Origin of the sequence: Bradyrhizobium sp. AZCC 1693, assembly GCF_036924745.1 — a bacterium.
Lineage (GTDB): Bacteria > Pseudomonadota > Alphaproteobacteria > Rhizobiales > Xanthobacteraceae > Bradyrhizobium.
Genome location: NZ_JAZHSD010000001.1, coordinates 1177344 through 1190996, shown reverse-complemented (window position 1 = coordinate 1190996; position 13653 = coordinate 1177344). Strand labels below are relative to the sequence as shown.

The following is a 13653-nucleotide window of genomic DNA, read 5'->3' as shown; positions in this document are numbered from 1 at the left end:
CCACAGCAGAATGATCACCGGAATAGGCACGCGGCCTACCAGTGGCCGGTGTTCGGCATGGAGGCCCACGGCTCCGCCGGCGGCTTCGGTTCGCCCTTCTGCAAGAGCTCGATCGAATGCAGATCCGGCGAGCGCACGAAGGCCATATTGCCGTCGCGCGGCGGCCGGTTGATGGTGATGCCGGCCTTCATCAGGCGGTCGCAGGTGGCGTAGATGTCGTCGACCTCGTAGGCGAGGTGGCCGAAATGGCGGTCCTCGCCGTATTTCTCCTCGTCCCAATTGTAGGTGAGTTCGACCAGCGGCGCGCCGCGGTTCTGGGGAGCAGCCTTGAACAGGCCTTCGTCCTCGGGCGCGCACAGGAACACCAGCGTGAACCGGCCCTTGTCGTTGTCGACCCGGCGTACTTCCTTCAGCCCCAGCGCATCCCGGTAAAACTTCATCGCGGTGTCGAGATTGCGGACGCGCAGCATGGTGTGGAGATAGCGCATGTTTGTTGTCCTCCTGAGAACAGTCAGAGATTTTGCTTTGGATTGGCGCTCGGGGCACTCAATAGCAGCAAAATGCAGGAAGGGGCAGGGTGTTGCGTGCCATGCGTTACGGCGCTGTTCTTCTTGCTTTGGGGCCAATGTCTACAACAACGGTTACTACTATGGCCCGAGATACCGTTGCTGCGCTTGCGACAGCCGCTGTCGTAACCTCTCCGGCTGCGTAACGCCGTCGCGCTGAAATTCAACGACTACGGCTTTTTCGACCGTCCAGAAAAGGGGCCGGTCTCGCATCCCCATCCTTTCCAGGATTTTAGTCGTAACCTAGCCCGTCAACGCAGTCAGGAGACTTCCGAGCAGTGCGAGGAGCCTTTCGCCGGTCATTCCGACGCCAGCGATAATGGCCAGGGCTATAAATCCGGCGATGAGGCTGTATTCGATTGCGGTGGCGGCGGACTCGTTGCGCAGAAACTTTCCAAGCATTCATTTTCTCTCGAATTTTGACGGAAATAGCGTGGCACTCCCAAGTTGCTGTCAAGACAACCAAAAGCGTAAAATTGCAAGATTTATTGGAGTTGCGGCCCCCGGAGCCGACTTGCAATTCAATCGCGTTCGGGCGCGGCCTTGTTTTCAGGCCGATGTCTTTTGCCGAGCTCGAGCGCTGCGTCACCAGCGTGATCCCTCACACATACGCGATTGGGCTCTCCCTCCATCGTGGCGCCAACGGAGGGATCAACCATGTACTTGCTTTACGGCGTGCTCATTCTCGCGATGATTTTCTTTTTCGTGCTTCCGATTACCGACGCCAGGACGGCTCTGATGAAATTGTCCGTGGTGAGCAGCCTCGGCGTATTGCTGGCGGTATCGGTTGTCGTACCGCGCCTGTTGCATTAACGAAGCATCTGCCTGCCTCGATGCGCAATGACCGGAGCCTTTCCGAGGACAGGCGGTTGGTGGACGCGGACGGGGCTCGGCATGATTCTCGTAACTGGCAGCATTTTGGCGCGCGAGGAGACTTTCGACGATGTGCTCCGCTCGTGCCTGGAGCATGTTGAGCGCTCCCGCAAGGAGCCGGGCTGCATCTCGCATGACGTGCATGTCGACTGCCAGAACCCGATGGTGCACGGAAAGCCATTGCGATGGATGCTAGAGTCCCGTTCCGATTTCATCGGAATGGGGCGCTAGCCCTTCTGCACATCCGCTTCACTTCGGGAGGTTGAAATGCTGGCATGGGTTTATTGGTCGCGAATATGCCGGCGATTGTGTGTACGATTTGCTCCGCCTTCCTCGCTTACAAGGAGAGGCCGCAATGGATCTGGTTCGCAGGGTTGGTGGTGCTCGCCGGCATAGGTGGCCTGCTGACGCTCGGCGTGGTGCACGCGCAACAGCTTGCATGGCGAGCGTGAGAGCGAAGCGCCGGACGCAGTCTGGCCCTCGGCGCAAGATTGGTATTTCCCGTCAGGTCAAACCTTGACGTCCAGCAGGGACGGTTCATCGGGCGGCACGTCCGCAAGGGCCGCTTCCACGGCGGCTGCCTTGGCGTGATAGACGGCCTGAAGATCCTGGTTGATCGTCGTCGGTGGCGCCTTGGCGTTCTGATCGACGACGAGTTGTATTCTGGCCTGCGTCACTTCAACCGGTACTGGATAAATGACCATGGATTGACCCTCCTGGGCCAAACCCTGTCAGGCGGCTATTTACGCTTTGTAAAGAGGTTGGGTTAACGGCGCAGCATTTCAGGGAGGTTCGGTAAATGGAGGCTTAAGTTTCCATGACCGGCGTCAAAAAACTTATGGCGTTTTCGAGCGAAAGCCTGATCCGGAGGACACGCGGTCGCGTCAGGCGCACGCGCAAAAACGAAAACCTGAAGGCCCCACGCAACGTCAGTCGGCACCGAAATAGCCTAGTGCGTCTCTTCCAGCCGCTCGGCGTAGAGGCGAAACTCTTCAGCCATCTCAATCAGCTTCTTCGAGGCTTCCGGATCCTTGACGGCCTCGGCGAGCTGGCGGGCTCTGTTGGACTGCTCTCGATAGTGGTCGGCTTGGGTCATCGCAGCACCTTTTTAGATGAGTACGGATGGCGCCAAAAAGGTTCGACGTTCGGCACGGGATCGGACATGGCGGGATGAGGGACGGCAAATCCGCGCGGGATCGATCGGATGGCTGAGGGAGGAGGCGGCGAGGTAACGGTATGTTAACGGGGAGACCGCACCGGAAAATGCGCCCCCTGTTCGTTCCAGCAGAACAAAAGGAGTCTTTTTTTCGGCCGCCGTGATCGGGGCTGGGTTGCTGCGCTTCATCTCGGGCACGCGGTGCTGCGGATAACCGAAGCGGACGCGGCGACCGCCGCCGCAACGCTTCCCTTGCGGAAACGCGGATAACCCTACTCGGTTAGGTTAAAACCCAAATCGCGTTGTGTGGAATTGAGGTTGCGATAGGGATGGCTTCACAACGCGGGCAAACCGACGGCTCGGCGCTCAACGGTCCGGCAATTTGTTGCTTGGCGATCGGTGATAGGTTGCGATGGCGATGAAGCCCGCATAACCCATCACATTGATCAGAATTTCCAACCACACGGGCATGACGCACCTCTCCCCGGAAATAAACTCCGCAAGGGCCGGGTTAGTTCCCGCGTAATCCGATGATCAGACCCGCTCGATCGCATGGCTCGCGATCACGTGTGGCCGCAGACCGTCTGCTCACGAAAAACCCCGCCCACATTCGAAAATGTGGACGGGGTCACTCGTGCTTTCACCTCTCGCAAGGTTACGGCACTTGAAAAAAAGTCGAGACATCGGCTTCGTTCCCGCTATCGCAAAGTTCCTGGCGAAATTCTTTTGCGGTTCCACCTGACCTCTTTCCGCGATGACAGCGAAGCAAGCTTCTGCAGTTCCGCCTCAACGCCAGAACGAGGGCCGGCTGGATCCGTTCAGCGCATTGGCCAAGGTCGTCTCGTAATACTCCTCGCGCTCGCGTTCAAATTTCTGCTGGGTTTCCCTGAAGCTCGCGACGCGCGCTGCGATTTCGGCGCGGTCGCGCGCGAGTCTTTCTTCCTTCTCCGTCATCGCCCGTCCGTGTCATGTTTGATTCGCGCCCGCCATCATTGGCGCGCGCGAATGGGGCGTGAATGCGGAAGCGAGGTTGCTGCATTGTGATCGCCGGCCATTGCGAAGCGAAGGCGGTGGATAAGCTGTGGCGCATTCTTGTCGCTCATGCGGGTTCCCGTTAGCGAAAGATCAAACGGGAGGTTCCAATGGCAAAGATCGATCTGGATTCACTTGGTATCGAAGAACTCGCAAGCCTGCGCGAGAACGCCACCGACAAGCTGTTCGAGAAGGTCGCTGCACGCCGCGCCGAGCTCGAAGCCGAACTGGAAAAACTGGCCCAATACGGCAAGCCGGTAAAGAAGGCGGAAAGCGCACCCGCGCCCAAGGCGAAGAAGACCGAAGAAGCCAAAGAGCCGAAGGAACAGGTCGCCAAAGCAGCATGATCAGGGCGGCCTGATACGCGTGCCCAAGGTGGCTTGATACGACCGTCCTGAAGATGCGCATGCTGCCCGCCGGGCAGGGCGCATCGATCTGGCAATCCGAACGGCCGTGCTATAGTCCGCGCGGCCCAACAGTTTCGGAGTCAGCGGTGATCGCCAAGGATTTGCGCAGCGGCGTCGAGCGGCTCGGCAACATGATCGCCGAAGCGGCGTGTATCGTTCCCTTTACCGGAGCCGGCATTTCCACCGAATGCGGCATTCCGGATTTCCGCTCGCCCGGCGGCCTGTGGACCCGTAACCGCCCGATCGCGTTCGACGAATTCGTTTCCAGCGCCGACGCGCGGGCCGAGGCCTGGCGGCGGCGCTTTGCAATGGAAGAGACCTTTGCAGCGGCCAGGCCCAGCCGCGGGCATCGCGCGCTGGCCTCGCTCTACAAGGCCGGCAAGACGCCTGCGATCATCACCCAGAACATCGACAATCTGCATCAGGCGTCGGGCTTCAAGGCCGATGACGTCGTCGAGCTGCATGGCAATACCACCTATGCCCGCTGCATCGGCTGCGGACATGCCTATGATCTTCCTTGGGTAAAGGCGTGTTTCGAAGAGACCGGCAGCGCGCCTGACTGCACCATCTGCGAGGAGCCGGTGAAGACGGCGACGATCTCGTTCGGACAGGCGATGCCGGAAGACGCGATGCGCCGCGCCACCGAACTGGCCCAGCAATGCGACCTGTTCCTGGCGATCGGATCGTCGCTAGTCGTTTGGCCTGCCGCAGGTTTTCCGCTGATGGCCAGGAACTGCGGCGCGAAGCTGGTCATTATCAACAATGAGCCGACAGAACAGGACGATGTCGCTGATCTGGTGATCCGTTACGACATCGGGGAAACGCTCGGACCTTTCGTAGGCAATTGATCGCCAATTGATTCGCGGTTGTGCAAGCCTGTTCATAGCCCCCGCAATTTTGTTTTTTTTAGCTATGCGCCGCAGTCGGTAGTGTTATCTTTGATTCGAGAGATTCGCGCTGCGTTATCGTGATGGTCATGGTAGGGCGCGTGTTCCGGTCCGCGACGGCGACAGTGGACCGATTTTGAAGTGTGAGGTCCGGGGTCATGGGGTCGGACGAATTTGGGTCCAAGAAGCTCGGGGGGCCACCGTCAGGCGGGACGGGGCAAAACAGACTTGGACCAGGTGAATACACAACCGGCGCGCAGCGCGATCCGGCGGTGGATGCGTTGTCGGGGCTCGGCGATGCCGCGGCCAACCTTGTCGAAATATCCGGCGTCATCAAATGGTTTGACGCTTCCAAGGGTTATGGCTTCATCGTTCCGGACAATGGCTGGCCCGATGTGCTGCTGCATGTCACCGTGCTCAGGCGCGACGGCTATCAGACCGCCTATGAAGGCGCGCGGCTGGTGGTCGAATGCGTGCAGCGCGCCAAGGGCTATCAGGCGTTCCGGATCGTCTCGATGGACGAGTCCACCGCGATCCATCCGGCGCAGATGCTTCCCCCCCGCACCCATGTCAGCGTCACGCCGACCAGCGGGCTGGAGCGGGCCCAGGTCAAATGGTTCAACCGGCTGCGCGGTTTCGGCTTCCTGACCTGCGGCGAGGGCACGCCTGACATTTTCGTCCACATGGAAACGCTGCGCCGCTTCGGCATGACCGAGCTGCGGCCCGGCCAGTATGTGCTGGTGCGCTTCGGGCCCGGGTCCAAGGGCATGATGGCGGCCGAGATCCATCCCGAGACCGGCCCGTCGGCGTTGTCGTCGCACTAATTCTTGCCGCGCTGCTGACGGAAACGTGAGCCGGACGCCGCGCACCCGCGTGGCGTCCTCTGGCATTTGCCGCAATCGTCGGGTTAGGGTTCCCAGGCAATTCCCAGATATCCGGCATGAGTGCTTTGATGAATTTCGCTTTGATGGTTGCGCGGCTTCGGATCGGCGGTCGACTGATGAGGTCGCTGGCCGCGGCATCCGCCATGTTCGTCTTCGTCTACGCCAATCCGCCCGCGCGGGCGGCGAGCGTTCAGCCGCTCGAAATCGTCACCAAATCGGGCGTGCAGGTGTTCTCGGTCGAGATGGCGACGACGGAGGAGGAGAAGACGACGGGGCTGATGTACCGGAAGGAACTGCCCGATGGCAAAGGCATGCTGTTCGATTTCTCGCCGGAGCAGCAGATTTCGATGTGGATGAAGAACACCTACATCTCGCTCGACATGATCTTCATCCGCGCCGACGGCCGCATCCTGCGCATCGCCGAAAATACTGAGCCGCTTTCCACCAAAATCATCTCCTCGGGGGGATTGGCCAAGGGTGTGCTCGAAGTGATCGCGGGCACAGCGCAAAAGTATGGAATTCAACCCGGCGACCGGGTGGCGCACCCGCTCTTCAATAAGCGCTGAGCCCTTCAGATCGCCTTGATGGCCGCGGTTTAAGCGTGTATCGACGCATTCCCAGCACAGATCGGGGTATAGCGCAGCCTGGTAGCGCGGCAGTTTTGGGTACTGCAGGTCGTTGGTTCGAATCCAGCTGCCCCGACCAAAACCCTTTATTTACAATCACTTACAGTCCTGTTTTTCGCACGGCAGTATTCGGGGCACCTCTCGGGCACCTTTTTCTAGGTTTGACCTGTCGTGAGTGTCTCCTCTGTTGGCTGATTTCGCTTTTGGACGAGGGCGTCTTGCCAAGCGATCACCTCGTCTAGGAAGAAGCCCACCCGCATAGGCGACAGTTCATGCGCCTGTGGAAAACGTTTCTCTTTGACCATCCGGTGCAGCGTGGCTCGGCTCACGGGCAGCCGTTTCAAGACCTCACTGATCGACACCATTTGCCTCACGCCCGGCGCGGTATCCGGTTCTGGTTCGTTCATCCCAGTTTCCTAATTGCGCAACCGATTTAGGGCTCTCGACGGCAGCCAAGAACGGTCGCGAGTGAACCCGGCTTCTTGCCGGAAACGCGGGCTGAGAATCGACGCAGCCACAAAACAGTGAAGTCTATCCAAAGAAATATGTCGACTATGGACCGTGGTTTTATAAACAGCCAAATGTTCGCTTCTCTTCATGGATGGGCGGCGACTCGTTGCTTGGAATTTGCGGAGGCATCGCGTCGATCGCGGGCTTTCACAAGAAAAGCTTGCCGTGGATGCCCAGGTAGATCGCACTTATGTGAGCAGCTTGGAGCGCGGGATCGAAAATCCGACCGTGTCTGTGCTCGATAGGCTTGCAGAGGCGCTTTCAATCCCGATTTCGGAATTTTTTCGAGTGCCCTCTCGGGGTGAAAGACCTCCGAAGCCTCTTTCAGGTGGCCGACGCGCCAAGTCGAAGTAAGCAACCATAGAGAAACAACCTGGCGTGCCCCGTTGTTTTGTCAGACATCAAACCCAAAGTTCATGCGCTCGCGCACTTTCGCAAAGCGTTCCTCATCCAGCCGCGTAATCGACTGAGGCGGGCCTCTTAGAACGCGGGTTGCTAGTAGCTCCTCGAACGGAATAGCGGGCTCGAAATGACCCATTAGCAAGAAATCTATGACTTTCACGGGAGTGCTGCTTGCATCTGCAATCGCCGAGAGTTGCTCCGTTGTGTATGCGGATCGCTTCGCCGTGAGCCTGACGAGGTCCTCTACAGACTCGGCGTGGGATACGCGCTCTACGATCCCTACGCTCGTGATGCATTGAGAAATCCGATAGCCAGGGGAATTTGATCGGTAGAACAGGATTATCGATCCCGGTCCGACTGCCTGCGATTTTGCACGGCAGAGGTAGACCTTTCGGATCGTGTTGCCGGGTGTCCGTGCTCCCCCGACCGACCCCGCCGTACCGAAGAAGTCCGGCTGATCAGGCATCGCAAGTTCGGGAAAGAGAGTGTCGTGGTATTGGCCCTGTATCGGGATGCAGAAGGCTTCTGCAGGTGGACGCGCGACAAATCTTGGATAGTTTTTGCCCGCGAGATCGAACAGGTCCTCTCCCTCTGCCGCGTTCAAGATGGTGCGCGGAAGCGGCTTTTCGAACACAAGCTCACCGCGCGCGTTGGCGCCCGTGTTCTCGAAACCGAAATATTCCAAGACGCTGATCAGGGAGGTCTGGTTTTCAAACGTCGTCACATAAACGAGGTCGAACTGATTTTTCTGCGCGAACCAAAGAGCCTGTTTGAGCAGAAGTTCGCCTAGCTTCTCACCTCTGAATTGAGGTTTGACCTTGAACGTACAAATCTTGAGAATCCTGTTACCGGCGAATTTTGTTTTTGCCTGATCGTGAGTTTCGGTCTTGCGAACGATCAATCCGGCTAATTCGTTGTTGATCGTGACAACCCAACACGGACGGTGTTCGCCGACACATTTGGTTTTCCACCAGCCGTCAAAATCGGGGTAGCCCTCACGGAGGCTTTCGAAAATGTCGTCGTCGGGGGCGATCGCATGTGCAGGCACCTCTTCAATCAAAGGCAATCGCACGGGGAGGGCTTCGAAAGTGGTTTCAAGCCACTGCAGTGCGTCCGCGACGACTAGGACGCGATCCGCTAGGCCGGGCTCTCTCCTGCGCGCCCTGCTGTGTATGCCCTGATCCTGAGAGACAAGGAAATCGACTGCGCCCAGTTCGAGCGCGTACAACAGGGCGACGTCGACCTCGTCGTTCTCTTTATTGATTGTGCCGTACCGCGCAACAAGCTCGTCTTGAGGAGGAGTTTTGATCCCGCTCAACAACTCGAATTTCTTTATCTTGCTTCGGGTGACAGCGCGACGTTCGGCGTTTTTGTCGCGCTCTATGTCAGCGAGGGCTCGCTCGTGGACGAATACCCTGACTCCATGCTGCGCACACAGCTGGAGAAAACGCGCAAAGATAGGCGAGACCTCTTTGTGGTCCTCAAGCTCAATGATGACGTTGGTATCAATTAGGACCTTGTGCCCGCTCATAACTCACCAGACCGCGGAGCGAGGCTGATGCGTACTGGAATGATTGAGGGGGAGCGAAGCCGCATCGAACTCTTAACTCGTCGAGATAAATCGGACGTGGCAACGGCTGCGCTTCGTTCAAATGGATCGCGTAGCCGCGTTCAAGTCCAGCAAAGTAGCTGTCGAAATCGTTTTTCTGAACGCAAAACTTCTCCTTGTGCTCCTTCCAGAGCGTTGGGAGTTTGAGTCGTTCTACGTCGAGGATTTTGGCCACGCCAGTCAGGGCCTTCACGGGGCTGGTCGTATAGATCATGGCCAATCCGCCGGGCTCAAACTCCTCCGCAAATCGACGCCGTAACTCAACTGTCTTTTCGCCTTTCAAGATTTTGTCTGCATGTTCGGGGTGGATGCTAAAAACTACGTCTCTATTCGGTGCCTCGGACGGAGCTGGGAAACCGGGCAAGGTCAGCTGCTGGTCTGATGACGGATCGGCTTCGCTCAGTTTCGACGCGATTGCATCAAGTTGAACGATCGCGCCCGTCTCCAAGACTGCGCGCATATCCAATGAGCCGCCAATCGCGATCAGGTAGGATCGGATTGTCGAGAGGAGCAGATCGGATCGCTTCTCAATCCTAGATATGACGGTTTGCCCGACTTTTAGGCGTTCCGCAACATCAAGCTGAGTAAGGCCGACTAACTCGCGAAGGTGGCGAAGCCGCAGCCCGACGGAGTCGATGGATTTGAAATGGTCAAGGGACATGCGGAAGGAAGCCTGCATAGAGTGCGACTCAGAAGTATATGACTTCGAAGTCATATTGGAATGATCGTCTGAAGCAATCGTTTCTTTCGGCCCAGTTTGGCCGGTATCGGTTTATGTCATGGCAGTTTGTCTGGTCGAAAGCCGTCGAGGAAGCGACGATGCCCGTTTGGAAGGAAGGTCGGTCACATTTCTTCGCTTGTGACGTCTGCGAGCATCAAGCGGTCGTCGAAGACGGAAAGGCGCGTCTTGGGACGAAGTGCGGTTGATCCCCTCCAACCTTAGGGAAGAAGGGTGGCTGCTGAACAAGAGACGAGGCGGCGCGTGGGAGGCGCAATACCCTGAGTGCGCGCAATACAGCGGTTATAAGATGGGGCCGGATGCCTTGGATTTTTGAACGTCTCCCCTACAATCAGGCCAGCATCCGTCTTCCGTATGCCGACTGCTCTAGACGGGAAACCATGAAGGGGAGGTTGGAATGAGCTCGCAGCGAGTGTCGGGAACCGCTGTGCAACGAACCATTGCCGTCCTGGGCTCGGCGGTTTTCTTCGTGGTCGCCCCATGTACGCTGGCGGGGCTCGTTCCATGGTCGATCACGGGTTGGCAACTCCGGCCGCCGTTCCTTGGTCTGGAGCTGACGCGCGGCATCGGCGCGATAATGATTCTCGCAGGCGTGCCTGGGCTCGTTGACGCATTTGCGCGTTTCGCGCTGCAGGGTCTCGGCACCCCCGCGCCCATCGCGCCGACCCGGAATCTCGTGGTGACCGGTCTCTACCGTTATGTGCGTAATCCAATATACATCGCGGTCGTTGCCATCATCCTGGGTCAAGCGGTGCTGATGGGCGATTGGCGCCTCATCGTCTACGGCGCGCTGCTCTGGCTCGCCTTCCACGTCTTCGTCGTGGCGTACGAAGAACCCACGCTCGAGCGGACGTTTGGGAGAGAGTACGAGGCGTTCCGCGCCGCCGTCCCGCGCTGGATACCGCGGATGACCCCATGGCGGTCGAAATGATCGGTGGCCCGCGGTTGTGCGAGCCGCTGCTCGCGACCGGTCTCGGACGCTTCACCGGCGCCGCGAGCAGGCACGCTAACGGCCCTCGGAAAAGAACATCTCCCCATTGGCGAGGCGGTTGGTTTCAGGCGCATCGCAACGCGCTACGACAAACTCGCTCGGAACTACTTCTCAGCCCTGTGCCTCGTTGCCGCCGTGGCATTCTGGCTTTAGTCAATTGAGTCTGGACCCTAGCGCGATCGTCCCCCAGAACTTAGGTGCCCGGGGGCACCTAAATCGTGACACTGTTTGCATTCGAGCGAATGAGCTGACGAGGTGGAACTCTTAAATTTCAGGCACTTAACCCTTGCAGCGCGTGTCAGCATCACCGATAGAATGCAAATGCAATTGGTTTGGGTACTGCAGGTCACAGGTTCGAATCCTGTTGCCCCGACCAATAATTTCAATGACTTGCTGCGTATTTTTCGGATTGAATCTTGCCAGCGGTCTCAATTGGGAAGGGGCAGGGGAATACTTGTGACGGGCAGGAAGACAGCCATTTTGGCGCGGCAGGCTCTTTTGCTGGGGCTGGCGCTTTGTCTTGCCACCACAGTCCTGAGCCGAACGGCCGCGGCCAATCCCGCGCAGATGATTTCTGATTTTCGGCTCAAGCACGGGGAGCAACTGTGTTTTTACACGTAGACCTGTGATCGGCCGGGCTCAAGGCTGGCGCTACGCGCCACCGCCTCCGGCGGCTGACGGCCTTGACCCCGTCCGCTCACCGGTCGTTAGGCTGGGCATGCGCTCGGCGGAAGCCGAGCGGGGTCGCTCGGTTTGTAACGGTTGGCGTCCCATTTTTGGCGTCGCGCGATCATGGTGTTGAGGATGACGATGAGCTTGCGCATACAGGCGGTGAGCGCAACCTTCGGCTCCTTTCCCTTGGCGATCAGGCGATCATAGAACGCCTTGAGCACGGGGTTGTGCTGGGTCGCAGCTCCCATGCAAGGCATGTAGAAGAGGTTGCGGGCCTTGCGGCGCCCGCCCTTGATGTGGCGGTTGCCCCGCCGTTGGCCGCTATCGTCATCGTAAGGTGCTACCCCCAGCAAGGCCGCGGCGATATTGTCGTTCACCTGGCCCAGTTCCGGCATCGTCGCGATCAGTCCGGCGGACGTGATCTTACCAAGTCCCGGCACGCTCTCGATGATCTCGGCGAGCTCGGCAAAATGCGCCGTCGCTTTGACCATGGCGGAGATCGCGGTCTCGAGCTTGGCGACTTCGACGGCAATCTTCTTCAAGAGCCGCGCCTGCATTTTCTGCACGACGTCCGGCACAGAATGCTCGCCACTGTTTTTCAAGCTGGTCTGCAGATCGAGCAGTCCCTGGCGCGCATTGACGATCTTGACCAGCCTCTCGCGTGCCGCGTCGAAGGCCTGGCCCGGCGCGTCGGTGAAGGTCTCGGCGAACCAGGCGATCATCTCCGCATCGATCGGATCGTTCTTGGCGAGGCGTCCGGCCGAGCGGGCGAAGCTGCGCACCCGCTTCGGGTCAACGATCCGGACTTCGATGCGGGCCTCGCGCAGCGCCTTGGCCCAGTCCTGCTCATAACCGCCGGAAGCCTCCATGGCTGCCTTGCCGACCTTGTGTTTGCGAAGCCAGCGGATCAATGCGTGCCGCCCCTCTGCGGTGCTCGGGAACGTCTGCCGTTGAGACAGCGAGCGAATGCATGCATCCACCTTGTCCTTGGCCACATCAACACCGACGACAACGACCTCATTTTGTGCCATCATCCACTCCCTTCCTTGCTCGGTTCGGGCTCGCAGCCCATGCAACTGTTCGGGTTGAGGAAGACACCGGATCTGTCCCTCGCTCCCCGACAGGCTCTCAAGGCCTTTGAGCGCGAACGGGCTCAGATCCAGCGACGGGCGGTTGGTCTGAGCCGCCCGTTCGCATATTCTGGCAGATTTTGCGGACACAAGAAGCGCGTAACCCTGGATGCTGCTCTCACACGGATTGCACACGATCAAGCCCAGGCGATGGCGGCAAAGGACCAACTGGATCACGATGTCCTCGGCCGATTCAATTCGCGTGTCAGCCCGGCGGGGGCCGGCCGAGCCGCGGAGAACATTGCGTACGGCTATGACGGCTTTCCCAAAACCCTCGACCAGTGGATCAATTCGTCAGGGCACCGAAAAAACCTGCTGCTGCCCGGCGCCACGCGCGTCGGTGTAGCCAGCGTGAAAAGCGCGAAGACCGGCCGCATGTATTGGGCCATGGTGATCGCAGGCGACTATGAGCGTCCCAAGAAGCCGAAGGGTTCGCCAAAGAGTTCGCCGAAGGATTCAAAGCAGGCAACCGCCGCAAGGCCTAAAGCGCGCGCGACTGAGAGTTGCCGACTGAAGATTCTCAGCCTTTGTTTGTAGACGTTGCAACTTAGTGGGCTTGCAATATTGTTCTCGGTATGTTCTCTTTGGTCGTTCTTCGGAGGTGACCAATGGACGTCGAGAAGCAACGGGAGATCATCCGCCTCTGGAATCGCATGCGCCGGGTCGAGGGTCCGCTCGCGGAGGAAATCCGTATCCAGATTCTTGAATGCTTTGCGCAGCACGAGCCATCGAGCACGCGGATGAGCGATCGCCGCGAGGTGTTGAGCCGCGTGCGAGTTCCAACCGGTCAGGTGTATCGCATCGGCGAGCGCGGCAACAACGCAACGCTTTGACGGCTTCGCACGCTGCGAGGTCGATTCGGCGGTCGTCAAGATTGACGGAATCGACGCGTGGTGCATGCTGCACGCATGTTGTCGCGTGTGCGCAATCATTTTCAAGGTGCGAAGTTCGCCCGCATGAGCAGCGGGACGTACTGCGTCATCCGCGATCTCGGGCTGGTCAAGGGCGGCAAGGGGATGCGGCACCACGAGGTGCTGGTCACCTTCAGCCTCAAGGCCGCCTGGCGTTGGATGGGCCACGTTCGCAGGGATGCGGTCAGGACAAAGAAGAGCTCGGCCTGGCTTGAACGGATGCCGGAACGCATGTCGGAGAATGCTTCGCAGCCGTAG

At 58.9% G+C, this 13653-nt stretch carries 22 protein-coding genes, 1 tRNA gene and 1 pseudogene; 15 read left to right on the top strand and 9 right to left on the bottom strand.

Translation table 11 applies throughout. The features are described from left to right. Window positions 1–35 precede the first annotated feature (35 nt). On the bottom strand, window positions 36–488 hold the full coding sequence (locus V1293_RS05935; protein ID WP_334507518.1) for a VOC family protein: 453 nt from the start codon (window positions 486–488) through the stop codon (window positions 36–38). A 321-nt stretch (window positions 489–809) separates the two neighbouring features. Next, the gene (locus V1293_RS05930) at window positions 810–968 is read right to left on the bottom strand and encodes a Flp family type IVb pilin (protein WP_334507517.1); all 159 of its coding nucleotides are present in this window, start codon (window positions 966–968) and stop codon (window positions 810–812) included. 255 nt (window positions 969–1223) lie between these two features. Between V1293_RS05930 and V1293_RS05925 the strand changes: the two genes are divergently transcribed. From V1293_RS05925 to V1293_RS05915, 3 genes are all read left to right on the top strand, one after another. Then, window positions 1224–1379: a hypothetical protein gene (locus V1293_RS05925; protein WP_334507514.1), complete on the top strand. Its 156-nt coding sequence runs from the start codon at window positions 1224–1226 to the stop codon at window positions 1377–1379. Between the two features lie 81 nt (window positions 1380–1460). Next, the gene (locus tag V1293_RS05920) at window positions 1461–1670 is read left to right on the top strand and encodes a putative quinol monooxygenase (RefSeq protein WP_334507512.1); all 210 of its coding nucleotides are present in this window, start codon (window positions 1461–1463) and stop codon (window positions 1668–1670) included. A gap of 65 nt (window positions 1671–1735) precedes the next feature. Continuing rightward, a complete protein-coding gene (locus V1293_RS05915) occupies window positions 1736–1891 on the top strand; it encodes a hypothetical protein (protein ID WP_334507510.1) in 156 nt (51 codons plus the stop codon). Window positions 1892–1948: 57 nt separating this feature from the next. Here the strand turns inward: V1293_RS05915 and V1293_RS05910 are convergent, their stop codons facing one another. The 3 genes from V1293_RS05910 to V1293_RS05900 form a co-directional block, all read right to left on the bottom strand. Next, entirely contained in the window at window positions 1949–2143 is a 195-nt protein-coding gene (locus V1293_RS05910) for a hypothetical protein (RefSeq protein ID WP_334507507.1), read from the bottom strand. 245 nt (window positions 2144–2388) lie between these two features. Continuing rightward, on the bottom strand, window positions 2389–2535 hold the full coding sequence (locus V1293_RS05905) for a hypothetical protein (RefSeq protein ID WP_334507505.1): 147 nt from the start codon (window positions 2533–2535) through the stop codon (window positions 2389–2391). A gap of 846 nt (window positions 2536–3381) precedes the next feature. Continuing rightward, window positions 3382–3549, bottom strand: coding sequence for a hypothetical protein (locus tag V1293_RS05900; protein ID WP_247521254.1), 168 nt, complete (start codon window positions 3547–3549; stop codon window positions 3382–3384). A gap of 188 nt (window positions 3550–3737) precedes the next feature. Here V1293_RS05900 and V1293_RS05895 point away from each other — a divergent pair, with 188 nt between their 5' ends. The 5 genes from V1293_RS05895 to V1293_RS05875 all read left to right on the top strand — a co-directional run bounded on the left by V1293_RS05895 (window position 3738) and on the right by V1293_RS05875 (window position 6510). Then, complete coding sequence (locus V1293_RS05895; protein WP_334507501.1) at window positions 3738–3974, top strand: hypothetical protein; 237 nt, start codon at window positions 3738–3740, stop codon at window positions 3972–3974. Between the two features lie 146 nt (window positions 3975–4120). Continuing rightward, complete coding sequence (locus V1293_RS05890) at window positions 4121–4882, top strand: SIR2 family NAD-dependent protein deacylase (RefSeq protein WP_334507498.1); 762 nt, start codon at window positions 4121–4123, stop codon at window positions 4880–4882. Between the two features lie 197 nt (window positions 4883–5079). Then, window positions 5080–5745, top strand: coding sequence for a cold-shock protein (locus V1293_RS05885; protein ID WP_108519489.1), 666 nt, complete (start codon window positions 5080–5082; stop codon window positions 5743–5745). 176 nt (window positions 5746–5921) lie between these two features. Then, window positions 5922–6371: a DUF192 domain-containing protein gene (locus tag V1293_RS05880; protein ID WP_334516633.1), complete on the top strand. Its 450-nt coding sequence runs from the start codon at window positions 5922–5924 to the stop codon at window positions 6369–6371. A 62-nt stretch (window positions 6372–6433) separates the two neighbouring features. Then, window positions 6434–6510, top strand: a tRNA-Pro gene (locus V1293_RS05875). A gap of 76 nt (window positions 6511–6586) precedes the next feature. Here V1293_RS05875 and V1293_RS05870 read toward each other — a convergent pair. Continuing rightward, window positions 6587–6838, bottom strand: coding sequence for a helix-turn-helix transcriptional regulator (locus V1293_RS05870; RefSeq protein WP_334507496.1), 252 nt, complete (start codon window positions 6836–6838; stop codon window positions 6587–6589). A gap of 190 nt (window positions 6839–7028) precedes the next feature. Between V1293_RS05870 and V1293_RS05865 the strand changes: the two genes are divergently transcribed. Beyond that, window positions 7029–7295: a helix-turn-helix domain-containing protein gene (locus V1293_RS05865; protein ID WP_334507494.1), complete on the top strand. Its 267-nt coding sequence runs from the start codon at window positions 7029–7031 to the stop codon at window positions 7293–7295. 40 nt (window positions 7296–7335) lie between these two features. Here V1293_RS05865 and V1293_RS05860 read toward each other — a convergent pair whose 3' ends face one another. Then, the gene (locus tag V1293_RS05860; RefSeq protein ID WP_334507492.1) at window positions 7336–8874 is read right to left on the bottom strand and encodes a GNAT family N-acetyltransferase; all 1539 of its coding nucleotides are present in this window, start codon (window positions 8872–8874) and stop codon (window positions 7336–7338) included. Further along, the gene (locus V1293_RS05855; RefSeq protein ID WP_334507489.1) at window positions 8849–9631 is read right to left on the bottom strand and encodes a helix-turn-helix domain-containing protein; all 783 of its coding nucleotides are present in this window, start codon (window positions 9629–9631) and stop codon (window positions 8849–8851) included. The genes V1293_RS05860 and V1293_RS05855 overlap by 26 nt, the downstream gene beginning before the upstream one ends. 457 nt (window positions 9632–10088) lie before the next feature. On the opposite strand from V1293_RS05855, the gene V1293_RS05850 reads away from it, so the two are divergent. From V1293_RS05850 to V1293_RS05840, 3 genes and pseudogenes are all read left to right on the top strand, one after another. Then, window positions 10089–10622 (top strand): methyltransferase family protein, encoded by a 534-nt coding sequence (locus tag V1293_RS05850; RefSeq protein ID WP_334507488.1) that lies wholly within the window; start codon window positions 10089–10091, stop codon window positions 10620–10622. A gap of 123 nt (window positions 10623–10745) precedes the next feature. Further along, window positions 10746–10835, top strand: a pseudogene (locus V1293_RS05845) (IS5/IS1182 family transposase); the annotation flags it as partial. A 102-nt stretch (window positions 10836–10937) separates the two neighbouring features. Continuing rightward, window positions 10938–11303 (top strand): hypothetical protein, encoded by a 366-nt coding sequence (locus tag V1293_RS05840; RefSeq protein ID WP_334507486.1) that lies wholly within the window; start codon window positions 10938–10940, stop codon window positions 11301–11303. A gap of 86 nt (window positions 11304–11389) precedes the next feature. Here the strand turns inward: V1293_RS05840 and V1293_RS05835 are convergent, their stop codons facing one another. Beyond that, a complete protein-coding gene (locus V1293_RS05835) occupies window positions 11390–12388 on the bottom strand; it encodes an IS110 family transposase (protein ID WP_334507484.1) in 999 nt (332 codons plus the stop codon). A gap of 36 nt (window positions 12389–12424) precedes the next feature. Here V1293_RS05835 and V1293_RS05830 point away from each other — a divergent pair, with 36 nt between their 5' ends. The 3 genes from V1293_RS05830 to V1293_RS05820 all read left to right on the top strand — a co-directional run bounded on the left by V1293_RS05830 (window position 12425) and on the right by V1293_RS05820 (window position 13653). After that, window positions 12425–13021, top strand: a complete 597-nt coding sequence (locus V1293_RS05830; protein ID WP_334507483.1) for a CAP domain-containing protein — start codon at window positions 12425–12427, stop codon at window positions 13019–13021. Between the two features lie 71 nt (window positions 13022–13092). After that, window positions 13093–13317 (top strand): hypothetical protein, encoded by a 225-nt coding sequence (locus V1293_RS05825; RefSeq protein ID WP_334507481.1) that lies wholly within the window; start codon window positions 13093–13095, stop codon window positions 13315–13317. Between the two features lie 123 nt (window positions 13318–13440). After that, on the top strand, window positions 13441–13653 hold the full coding sequence (locus V1293_RS05820; RefSeq protein WP_334507479.1) for a hypothetical protein: 213 nt from the start codon (window positions 13441–13443) through the stop codon (window positions 13651–13653).

Bases quoted from the DNA above. Each gene is read 5' to 3' on its own strand.
- V1293_RS05935 (WP_334507518.1), bottom strand. From the start codon at position 488: ATGCGCTATCTCCACACCATGCTGCGCGTCCGCAATCTCGACACCGCG.
- V1293_RS05930 (WP_334507517.1), bottom strand. From the start codon at position 968: ATGCTTGGAAAGTTTCTGCGCAACGAGTCCGCCGCCACCGCAATCGAA.
- V1293_RS05925 (WP_334507514.1), top strand. From the start codon at position 1,224: ATGTACTTGCTTTACGGCGTGCTCATTCTCGCGATGATTTTCTTTTTC.
- V1293_RS05920 (WP_334507512.1), top strand. From the start codon at position 1,461: ATGATTCTCGTAACTGGCAGCATTTTGGCGCGCGAGGAGACTTTCGAC.
- V1293_RS05915 (WP_334507510.1), top strand. From the start codon at position 1,736: ATGCCGGCGATTGTGTGTACGATTTGCTCCGCCTTCCTCGCTTACAAG.
- V1293_RS05910 (WP_334507507.1), bottom strand. From the start codon at position 2,143: ATGGTCATTTATCCAGTACCGGTTGAAGTGACGCAGGCCAGAATACAA.
- V1293_RS05905 (WP_334507505.1), bottom strand. From the start codon at position 2,535: ATGACCCAAGCCGACCACTATCGAGAGCAGTCCAACAGAGCCCGCCAG.
- V1293_RS05900 (WP_247521254.1), bottom strand. From the start codon at position 3,549: ATGACGGAGAAGGAAGAAAGACTCGCGCGCGACCGCGCCGAAATCGCA.
- V1293_RS05895 (WP_334507501.1), top strand. From the start codon at position 3,738: ATGGCAAAGATCGATCTGGATTCACTTGGTATCGAAGAACTCGCAAGC.
- V1293_RS05885 (WP_108519489.1), top strand. From the start codon at position 5,080: ATGGGGTCGGACGAATTTGGGTCCAAGAAGCTCGGGGGGCCACCGTCA.
- V1293_RS05880 (WP_334516633.1), top strand. From the start codon at position 5,922: ATGAGGTCGCTGGCCGCGGCATCCGCCATGTTCGTCTTCGTCTACGCC.
- V1293_RS05870 (WP_334507496.1), bottom strand. From the start codon at position 6,838: ATGAACGAACCAGAACCGGATACCGCGCCGGGCGTGAGGCAAATGGTG.
- V1293_RS05865 (WP_334507494.1), top strand. From the start codon at position 7,029: ATGGATGGGCGGCGACTCGTTGCTTGGAATTTGCGGAGGCATCGCGTC.
- V1293_RS05860 (WP_334507492.1), bottom strand. From the start codon at position 8,874: ATGAGCGGGCACAAGGTCCTAATTGATACCAACGTCATCATTGAGCTT.
- V1293_RS05855 (WP_334507489.1), bottom strand. From the start codon at position 9,631: ATGCAGGCTTCCTTCCGCATGTCCCTTGACCATTTCAAATCCATCGAC.
- V1293_RS05850 (WP_334507488.1), top strand. From the start codon at position 10,089: ATGAGCTCGCAGCGAGTGTCGGGAACCGCTGTGCAACGAACCATTGCC.
- V1293_RS05835 (WP_334507484.1), bottom strand. From the start codon at position 12,388: ATGATGGCACAAAATGAGGTCGTTGTCGTCGGTGTTGATGTGGCCAAG.
- V1293_RS05830 (WP_334507483.1), top strand. From the start codon at position 12,425: ATGCAACTGTTCGGGTTGAGGAAGACACCGGATCTGTCCCTCGCTCCC.
- V1293_RS05825 (WP_334507481.1), top strand. From the start codon at position 13,093: ATGGACGTCGAGAAGCAACGGGAGATCATCCGCCTCTGGAATCGCATG.
- V1293_RS05820 (WP_334507479.1), top strand. From the start codon at position 13,441: ATGAGCAGCGGGACGTACTGCGTCATCCGCGATCTCGGGCTGGTCAAG.